The sequence below is a fragment of the Acidovorax sp. genome (assembly GCF_046341535.1).
Lineage (GTDB): Bacteria > Pseudomonadota > Gammaproteobacteria > Burkholderiales > Burkholderiaceae_C > Acidovorax.
In genome coordinates, this window is the sequence record NZ_JBKDRI010000194.1 from 1 (window position 1) to 9,792 (window position 9,792).

Here is a 9,792-nt window from a genome sequence, read left to right on the forward strand (position 1 = left end):
GCGCGGTTGGCACGATTTTGCGGCAATGCGGCAGCAGCGGTCGGTCATCCAATCGCGCAATGCGGGCGCACTTTGGAGCAAAGTGCAGGGGCGGACTGCCGTTTTGGCAGACCGGGCGCGCCGCCTGGTCCACCCCAGGGGATAAACTTTGCCCATGCAAGTCGCCTTGGCCCAACTCTCAAACCACCTTCAGCGGGGCCTGTCGTCGCTGTATGTGTTGCATGGCGATGAGCCCCTGCTGCAGCAGGAGGCCGCAGACACCATTCGCGCCACGGCGCGCGCCCAGGGCTACACCGAGCGCAGCAGCTACACCGTGGCAGGGGCCCACTTTGACTGGAGCGCGGTGCTGGCCGCAGGGGGCAGCCTGAGCCTGTTTGCCGACAAGCAAATCGTCGAAATCCGCATCCCATCGGGCAAGCCCGGTAAGGACGGCAGCGTGGCCCTGCAGCAGGTGGCCGAATCGGCCCGCGGCAACGACAGCACGCTCACGCTCGTCCTGCTGCCCCGCCTGGACAAGGCCACCAAGACCGGTGCCTGGTTTGCGGCACTGGAGGCCAACGGCGTTTCCATCCAGATCGACCCGGTGGAGCGCGGCATGCTGCCCCAGTGGATTGCCCAGCGCCTGGCCGCGCAGGGCCAGCGCGTGGTGGGCGGCGAGGAGGGCCAGCGCACGCTGCAGTTTTTTGCCGACCGTGTGGAGGGCAACCTGCTGGCCGCCCACCAGGAGATCCAGAAGCTGGCGCTGCTGCACCCGGCCGGTGAACTCACGCAAGCCCAGGTCGAGGCTGCCGTGCTCAACGTGGCGCGGTATGACGTGTTCAAGCTCGCCGAATCGGTGCTGGCCGGGCACACCGCCCGCGTGCAGCGCATGCTCGATGGCCTGCAGGCCGAGGGCGTGGCCGAGGTGCTGGTGCACTGGGCGCTGTCCGAAGACATCCGGGCCTTAAACCGCGTGAAAGACGCCATGAACGCGGGCCGCCCCATGCCCATGGCCCTGCGCGAACACCGCATCTGGGCCCCCAAGGAGCGCCTGTTCGAGCGCATCCTGCCCCAAGCCAGCGACGCCGCCCTGGCGCGCCTGCTGCAATCGGCCCACATCGTGGACGGCATCGTCAAAGGCCTCAAGCAGCCCGACTGGCCGCACGACGGGTGGCAGGCGCTGCAGCGGCTGGCGTTTCAGATGTGTCGGTTGACGCAGACGGCGCGGTGAAAAACTACACTAAAACCACGTATCGCGCTTGTCTGTAAAGCGTTTGTAGCTATTAAAGTAATAGCAATTCAGAGGGCGCTCACCGCCCCCCGCGCCTTGTCCACCCATATGCCCAAGTTCGCCACCAGATCCTTCTGGCTGAACGAACAACTCTCTTCGGAAAACAGCGCGCTCGATTCCAGCCGGTCCAGCAGGCCCAGCAGCACCTCGCCATAGCGCGGGGGCAGGGCGGCGAGCAGGGCGGTCTGGGCGCGGGCGGTGTTGGCCAGGGCGCTGGCAGAGCAGGCCTGCTCGCGGAATCTGGCGAGGGTGGATTCGATCAGCGCAAGCTGGTGCAGGGGCTCGTTCATGGTGGTGGGGGCGGCGGCGGTGGTCTTGGGCAGACGGTGAGCGTACTGCAGCGCCAAGCCGCGCGCACTGCGGGCAAATCCCCAGCAGGGCTGAGGCTGTGCGCGGGCACCGGTAGCCGTGCGCCTGGGCCGCTGTCAGAATCCGCGCGATTTCCTGAAAACCCGCTCTGAACTCCCCATCCACGCCCTCCGCGCCGCCAACAGCAGCGTCTGCCCGGCCGCTTTGGCAATCCCTGCGTTCGTTCGCTTGGGCTGCCGCTGCCGTGCTGGCGCTGGTGGCATTGGGCCATGACGGGCGGCGAATCGCGCAGCTCATGGCACTGGCATTGCCGGTGCTGGCATGGCTGGCGTGGCCTGTGCGCAGCCTGGTGGTGCATCGGCTGCGCGCCGCAGTGGTCTGCGGGTGGGCGCTGCTGTTTGCGGGTGATGCGGTGGTGCGGGCCTACCTGCTTGATGCATACCGGGCCGCCCCTGACAGTGCGGTGGTGCTGGCCGCCGCTGCCAACACCACAGCGCGCGAGGCGGCGGAGTACGCGTCGATGCACTGGCGTGCGCTGGCGGTGGGTGCGGGTCTGGTGGCAGCAATCCTGTGGCGGGTGGGGCGCAGTGCGCGCCAGGGCGTGCGCGTCTCAGCGCCATGGCCGCGCTGGGGCACTGCGCTGGTGTGCGTGCTGCTGTTACCCAGCGTGCTGGGCTATGCCAGCAAACCGTGGCGCAAGCTGCACCCGGTGGCGTTCTGGGCGCAGTGGAGTGAATCGGTGCACGCGCTGCGCCAGGGCTGGCGCGACCAGGCGGCACAGCGTGATGCCGTACTGGATCGCGCGCGAGCCGCTGCGCCGGTGCTGCGCCACACCGGCCCGTCCACCGTGGTGCTGGTGGTCACCGACAGCATCAACCGCGACAACATGGGCCTGTATGGCTACGCGCGCGACACCACGCCGCGGCTGCAGTCGATGCAAGCCCTGCTGGGCGGCGACATGGTGGTGCTGCGCAATGCATGGTCGGTGGACGCGAGCACAGTCGCATCGCTGCGCAACATCTTCGGGTTTGGCCAGCATGCGGCGGCCGTGTCGGCGGCTACCGGCAGCCCGGTCGGTGCCGATGAAGGCTTGCATGCCATTGCCCTGGCCCGGGCAGCGGGCTACAAGGTGTGGTGGATGAGCAACCACGACGACGTGGCCATCGAGCAGGAGCACGCCCGTCTGGCCAACGTGGTGGACATGGTCAACCGCACGCCGGGCCGCGCAGGGGCGTCGCTGGATGGCGCGCTGCTTGATCGCCTCAAGGAGGCGCTCGACGATTCTGCAGAGCGCAAGCTAATCGTGCTGCACTTGATGGGCGCACACCCGCACTATCGGCTGCGGTTTCCGAGTGGCGAAAATCCGTTTGACGATGGCGTGGACGCTGTGGAAACCCAGCTCGTGAGTCAAGGCCGCCCCGCCTGGGTGCGGCGCTTTCGCCACGAGTACGATGCCGCCCTGCTGTACCACGATTTCGTGGTGTCCGAGACGCTGCAGCTCACCCGCCAGGGTGCCCGGTTGGGCGAGTACCGCGCGTGGATGTACCTGTCAGACCACGGCCAGGAGGTGGGGCACGGCAGCGACCGCGCCGGGCACAGCCCGACCACCGCCTCGGGCTACCGGATTCCGGCCATTGTGTGGCGCAACCAGACGGAGCAGCCCGTATCGGCCGCCATGGCGCATGCGCCTTTTCGTACCGACTGGGCGGGCTGGACGCTGGCCGATGTGCTTCGCATCGACTGGCCCGGCGCACAGCCCGAGCGCAACGTGCTGCACGCCCGCTACCGCTGGCAACCGCCCGTGCTTGCACCAGGGGTGGTGTCGTTCACCGACTGACAGGTCGTGGCAGTGTGTCGCCCCCTTTTTTTGACCGCCGCGTGGCTTGCCTGGAGCAGGCGCAGCAACGGCTTGGAGATTGACTGCGGGTAACTGCGGCAAAATTGCACCATGAACGCCCTCAACGTCGCTGAATACACGCACACGCTCGGTTTGCAGGCAAAAACAGCCTCTGTGCTGATGGCCAAAGCGCCCGCAGCGATCAAAAACAAAGCCTTGCTGGCCCTGGCGCGCCTGCTGCGCGCGCACACCGACGCGCTGCAGGTGGACAACGCCCGCGACCTCGAGCGCGCCCGCGCCGCCGGCCTGGCCGAGCCCATGGTCGATCGCTTGAAGCTCAGCCCCAAGGTGCTGGAGACCTGCGCCCAGGGCTGCGAGCAGCTTGCCGCCATGCCCGACATCATTGGCGAGATCATCGGCATGAAGCAGCAGGAAAGCGGCATCCGTGTGGGGCAGATGCGCGTGCCGATCGGTGTGTTCGGCATGATCTACGAAAGCCGCCCCAACGTGACCATCGAGGCCGCGTCGCTGTCGATCAAGAGCGGCAACGCCTGCATCTTGCGCGGGGGTTCGGAGGCCATTGATTCCAACCGCGCCCTGGCCAGGCTGGTGCAGCAGGCGCTGGCCGAGGCCGGTCTGCCGCAAGACGCAGTGCAACTGGTGCAGACCACCGACCGCGAGGCCGTGGGCCAGCTCATTGCCATGCCGCAGTTTGTGGATGTGGTCATCCCCCGTGGCGGCAAGGGCCTGATCGAGCGCATCAGCCGCGAGGCGAAGGTGCCCGTCATCAAGCACCTGGACGGCAACTGCCACACCTATGTGGACGACCCCTGCGACATCGCCATGGCGGTGAAGGTGGCCGACAACGCCAAGACCCACAAGTACAGCCCCTGCAACGCCAGCGAAGGCCTGCTGGTGGCGCGTGCGGTGGCGGCCGATTTTCTGCCCAGGATCGGCGCGGTGTATGCCGCCAAGGGCGTGGAGATGCGCGGCTGCCCCGAGTCGCTGGCAATCTTGCAATCGGTGGTTGGGGCCACGCTGGTGCCCGCCACCGAACAGGACTGGACCGAGGAATACCTGGCCCCCATCATCAGCGTGAAGATCGTGGCCGGTGTGGATGAAGCCATTGCCCACATCAACCGCTACGGCAGCCACCACACCGACGCCATCCTCACGCGCGACCACATGCACGCCCAGCAGTTCCTGCGCGAGGTGGACTCCGCCAGCGTGATGGTGAACACCAGCACCCGCTTTGCCGACGGCTTCGAGTACGGGCTGGGGGCCGAGATCGGCATCAGCACCGACAAATTCCACGCACGCGGGCCGGTGGGCATCGAGGGCCTGACCTCGCTCAAATATGTGGTGCTGGGCGACGGCGAGGTGCGCGCCTGAAGCGGCCACCCAGCGGATTCAAGCAAGCTGTGCATCACCCTCGCGAGCCCGCGCCAGCGCAGCCCGCAGGCAGTGATGCAGAGGCGTTTGAAGGAAAAATTGGCCACTTGCGCACGTTTTTGTTGTGCTTGTAGCTATCAAATTGATAGTAAATTACGGGCCTTCGGGGGCGGCGCATGAAGATCATCATCCTGGGTGCGGGGCGTGTGGGCCAGAGCGTGGCCGACAGCCTGGTGTCCGAGCACAACGACATCACCGTCATCGACACCGACGCGGCCCGCCTGCGCGACCTCGAATCGCGTTTTGACCTGCGCGGCGTGGTGGGCAGCGGCATCGACCCTGCCGTACTGGGCGAGGCGGGCGCGCACGATACCGATCTGCTGATCGCTTGCGCCGCGCAGGACGAAACCAACCTGGTGTGCTGCAAGATCGCGCAGCTGATGTTCAACATCCCCACCCGCATTGCGCGCGTGCGCTCCAACGGTTTCAAGGCCGAGGCGCAACTGGCAGGCCTCGAGGGCTTTGCGGTGGACCGCATCATCTGCCCTGAAGAATCGCTCACGCGCTACATCGGCAAGCTCATCGACTACCCCGAGGCCATGCAGGTGCGTGAATTTGCCGGGGGGCGCGCCTGCCTGGTGTCGGTGCGGGCGCGGCAGGGCGCGCCCATGGTCAGCCACACCATTGCCGAACTGCGCGAGATCACGCCCGATGTGGCCATGCGGCTGGTGGCCATCTACCGGCGCTTTCCGGATGTGCCCGACCGTTTTGTGGCCTGCTCGGGCGACACGCGCATCGAGCCCGGGGACGAGGTGTTCGTGCTGGCCGCGCAGGAAAACATTGCCCAGGTGCTGTCCACCCTGCACCGGCAGGATGGCCGCAGCACGCCACCGGTGCGCCGCATCATGATTGCCGGTGGCGGCCATGTGGGCCTGCGCCTGGCGCACCAGCTCGGTCAGCAGGCGGGGCGCTTTCACGTCAAGATCATTGAGGAAGACCCGCAGCGCTGCGTGGAGCTGGCCTCGCAGTTGCCGCCCGACGTGATGGTGTTGCAGGGCGACACCACCGACGAAGACCTGCTGGGCGACGAAGGCGTGGAGGAGCTGGATCTGTTCCTGGCCCTCACGGACGATGATGAGGACAACATCATGTCCAGCCTGCTGGCCAAGCGTATGGGAGCCACGCGTGTGCTGGCGCTCATCAACCGCCGCAGCTATGCCGAGCTGATGCACGGCACCGAGATCGACATTGCGCTGTCGCCCGCGCAGGCCATGCTGGGCGAGTTGCTGGCCTACGTGCGCCAGGGTGATGTGCAGGCCGTGCACAGCCTGCGCCGGGGCGTGGCCGAGGCGCTGGAGATCGTGGTGCGCGGCGACCGCAAGACATCGCGCGTGGTGGGCCGCAAGGTCAGCGAACTGCCCCTGCCGCGCGATGTGCACATCGGCCTCATCGTGCGGGGCCTGCCGGATGCGCAGACGACCGACGCGGCCCAGGCAAGCGAGGCCGCGCCACCACCGCCCGAGGTCATCATCCCGCGCAGCTCCACCGTGCTGCAAAGCAATGACCATGTGGTGTTTTTCCTGCCGCACAAGCGCCTGGTGCGCGAGGTGGAAAAGCTCTTTCGCGTGAGCGCCACCTTTTTCTGACGCCTCCCAAAGAAACCGCCATGGTGGACATGTTTCCCGTTTTGCGCGTGCTGGGCATGCTGGTGATGATCTTCGCCTCGACCCTGTTGCTGCCCATGGCAGTGTCGTGGTGGACGCGCGACGGCATCTGGTTCGTATACCTGCTGTCGATGGGCGCTACCGTGTCGGTGGGTGCGTGGCTGTGGTGGAGCTTTCGCGTCTTTCGCCGCGAGCTGCAACCGCGCCACGGCGTCATGCTGGTGTCGCTGGTCTGGCTGCTGCTGCCGCTGTCGGCCTCGCTGCCGCTGATGCTGGCAGGGCACTACCTGGGCCGTCCGATGACGTTCACGCATGCCTATTTCGAGGCCGTGTCGGGCCTGACCACCACGGGCTCCACGGTGATGAGCGGGCTGGACGCGCTGCCCCTGTCGGTCAACCTGTGGCGCACCTTTTTGCAGTGGCTGGGTGGCATGGGCATCCTGATCCTGGCCGTGGCCGTGCTGCCCCTGCTGGGCGTGGGCGGCAGCCAGCTCTTCAAGGCCGAGGCGGCCGGGCCGGTGAAAGACGCCAAGCTCACCCCGCGCATGACCGGCACCGCCAAGGGGCTGTGGGGCGTGTACGCGATGTTCTCGCTGGCCTGCGCGGCCGCCTACTGGGCGGGCGGCATGTCGCTGCCGGATGCGGTCATGCACATGTTCACCACCGTGAGCCTGGGCGGCTTGTCGCCGTACGACGCGAGCTTTGGCAAGTTCCAGTCGCCGCTGCTCGAAGCCATTGCCATGGCCTTCATGCTGGTGGCCAGCTGCAACTTTGCCCTGTACTTCGTGGCCATGCGCAAGGGCGACTGGCGCGGCTTCTGGCGCGACCCGGAGCTGCGCGCCACGCTGGGCACGCTCGTCGTCGGTGGGCTGGTGGTGTCGCTGCTGCTGTGGGCCAAGGGCGTGTATGGGCTGCTGGACGCACTGCGTCATGGCATGTTCAATACCATCTCGCTGGCCAGCACCACGGGCTATGCCACGCTGGACTACCTGGCGTGGCCGGTGTTTGCCCCGGTGCTGATGCTGCTGCTGTCGGGCGTGGCCACCAGCGCGGGCTCCACCGGCTGTGGCATCAAGATGGTGCGCGTGCTCATCCTGGTCAAGCAGGCCCGCCGCGAGATGACGCGCCTGGTGCATCCGCGCGCCGTGCAGCCCGTGCGGCTGGGCGATGCGGTGGTGGACAACCGGGTGATTTTCTCGGTGATGGCCTTCATGCTGGTGTATGGCGCCACCATCATCGGGCTGAGCATGGTGCTGCTGTTGACCGACCTGGACCCGGTGACCGCGTTCTCGGTGGTGCTGGCCAGCGCCAACTGTGCCGGGCCCGGGCTGGGCCTGGTGGGTCCGGCGTCCAACTATGCCGTGCTGACCGACTTTCAGCTGTGGATCTGCACCCTGGCCATGCTGCTGGGCCGGCTGGAAGTTCTGAGCTTCATGGCCATCCTGACCCCGGCCTTCTGGCGTCGCTGAGACGGGGCGCGGGGCCGGCGGGGCCCGTCCCAAGGGCAACGGCTTGCGAAATGGCCGCCGGGCCCCACATCCCTACAATCCATCGCAATCCGAACCCCGAGGGCTTTCCATGGTTCCGCATCTCATCACGGCCCTGACCGGGCCCATCAACGAGCTTGAACAGCGCATCCTGGACTCCATGCCCGCCATCGAGCGCTGGTTCCGGCTGGAGTGGATGGAGCACACCCCCCCGTTCTACACATCGGTAGACATCCGCAACGCAGGCTTCAAGCTGGCCCCGGTGGACACCAACCTGTTTCCGGGCGGCTGGAACAACCTGACCCAGGAAATGCTGCCCCTGGCCGTGCAGGCCGCCATGGCCGCGATCGAGAAGATCTGCCCCGAGGCGCGCAACCTGCTGATCATCCCCGAGAACCACACGCGCAACACCTTCTACCTGGCCAACGTGGTGCAGCTGCAGCGCATCTTCAACATGGCCGGGCTGAACGTGCGCGTGGGCTCCATCAGCCCCGAGATCAAGAAGTCCACCCTGATCGAGCTGCCCAATGGCGAATCGATCACGCTCGAGCCTGTGGTGCGCACCAAGCGCCGCCTGGGCCTCAAGGACTTCGACCCCTGCACCATCTTGCTCAACAACGACCTGACCGCTGGCGCGCCAGGCATTCTGGAAGACATCCACGAGCAGTACCTGCTGCCACCGCTGCATGCGGGCTGGAGCGTGCGCAAAAAGACCACCCACTTCAAAAACTATGAAGAGGTGGCCAAGCGCATGGGCAAGATGCTGGGCATTGACCCCTGGCTCATCAATCCGCTGTACAGCCATTGCGACGGCGTGAACTTTGCCAGCGGCGAGGGCATGGACGCGCTGCAGACAGCCGTAGATGCCCAGCTGACCAAGGTACGCCGCAAGTACAAGGAATACGGCATCAACGAAAAGCCGTTTGTCGTCGTGAAGGCCAACAACGGCACCTACGGCATGGGCATCATGACCGTGCGCGACGCCAAAGAGCTCGATGCAGTCAACCGCAAGACCAAGAACAAGATGGCCATCATCAAGGACGGCCAGCCGGTGAGCGACCTCATCATCCAGGAGGGCGTGCTGACCCAGGAGCGTGTGCACGAGGCCGTGGCCGAGCCCGTGGTCTACATGATGGATCGCTACGTGGTGGGCGGTTTTTATCGCATGCATGCCGAGCGCGGCGTGGACGAAAACCTCAATGCCCCAGGCGCCAGCTTCGTGCCCCTGGCGTTCGAGCACAGCACGCACATGCCACAGCCCGGAATGCGGCCGGGAGTGAGCGCGCCCAATCGCTTTTACATGTACGGCGTGGTCGCCCGGCTGGCCATGCTGGCCGCCAGCTACGAACTGGAAGCCACCGACCCCGACGCCGAGACATACGACTGAGCCCCACGAAGCCCCACAGGAGCTGTTGGCGCGGGTGGTAGGCCTGCGGCTGCGAGACATTGCACACCGTTGCTGTGTGAAAGCAACGCCGGTTGAGACCTGGGGATGTCCTGCATAACTCCCTGCGGTATGTGACAGCGCGGCCTCGGGCGGTCCACGGCGTTGCTTTTCTTGCCAATAGCCAGGCTATTGGCTGCAAAAAGCGCCTTGTGGCCTATCCCGATCCGCACCTGCGCATCCTCGCGAGGGTTTTGCAGAGCTTCCCTGGCGGCGGCATGCCACGTTGGCCCGCGGATGCCAATACCAAGAGTTTATCCGTAAATAGTAAACTATCTCCCTGAGCCGTAGTTGACGCGGCGTAAGGCAAGACTTTGACGACCAAGAAGCGAGTGGACTCATGGGTAGTGACCGATGATTTTTGGCAGCGGGTGGAGCCGCTGATTCCT

At 66.1% G+C, this 9,792-nt stretch carries 7 protein-coding genes; 6 read left to right on the forward strand and 1 reads right to left on the reverse strand.

The window, feature by feature from the left end; all coding sequences use genetic code 11:
• The first annotated feature begins 154 nt into the window (after positions 1 to 154).
• Positions 155 to 1,210, forward strand: a complete 1,056-nt coding sequence (holA, locus tag ACK543_RS14430) for a DNA polymerase III subunit delta (RefSeq protein WP_409943525.1) — start codon at positions 155 to 157, stop codon at positions 1,208 to 1,210.
• Positions 1,211 to 1,278: 68 nt separating this feature from the next.
• Here the strand turns inward: holA and ACK543_RS14435 are convergent, their stop codons facing one another.
• On the reverse strand, positions 1,279 to 1,560 hold the full coding sequence (locus tag ACK543_RS14435) for a hypothetical protein (RefSeq protein WP_409943526.1): 282 nt from the start codon (positions 1,558 to 1,560) through the stop codon (positions 1,279 to 1,281).
• A 314-nt stretch (positions 1,561 to 1,874) separates the two neighbouring features.
• Between ACK543_RS14435 and ACK543_RS14440 the strand changes: the two genes are divergently transcribed.
• The 5 genes from ACK543_RS14440 to gshA all read left to right on the forward strand — a co-directional run bounded on the left by ACK543_RS14440 (position 1,875) and on the right by gshA (position 9,346).
• Complete coding sequence (locus ACK543_RS14440; RefSeq protein ID WP_409943527.1) at positions 1,875 to 3,416, forward strand: phosphoethanolamine transferase; 1,542 nt, start codon at positions 1,875 to 1,877, stop codon at positions 3,414 to 3,416.
• Positions 3,417 to 3,527: 111 nt separating this feature from the next.
• The gene (locus ACK543_RS14445; protein WP_409943528.1) at positions 3,528 to 4,808 is read left to right on the forward strand and encodes a glutamate-5-semialdehyde dehydrogenase; all 1,281 of its coding nucleotides are present in this window, start codon (positions 3,528 to 3,530) and stop codon (positions 4,806 to 4,808) included.
• 176 nt (positions 4,809 to 4,984) lie between these two features.
• Complete coding sequence (trkA, locus tag ACK543_RS14450) at positions 4,985 to 6,454, forward strand: Trk system potassium transporter TrkA (protein ID WP_409943529.1); 1,470 nt, start codon at positions 4,985 to 4,987, stop codon at positions 6,452 to 6,454.
• Positions 6,455 to 6,474: 20 nt separating this feature from the next.
• Positions 6,475 to 7,941, forward strand: coding sequence for a TrkH family potassium uptake protein (locus ACK543_RS14455; RefSeq protein ID WP_409943530.1), 1,467 nt, complete (start codon positions 6,475 to 6,477; stop codon positions 7,939 to 7,941).
• 109 nt (positions 7,942 to 8,050) lie between these two features.
• Positions 8,051 to 9,346, forward strand: a complete 1,296-nt coding sequence (gshA, locus tag ACK543_RS14460) for a glutamate--cysteine ligase (protein WP_409943531.1) — start codon at positions 8,051 to 8,053, stop codon at positions 9,344 to 9,346.
• Positions 9,347 to 9,792 lie beyond the last annotated feature (446 nt).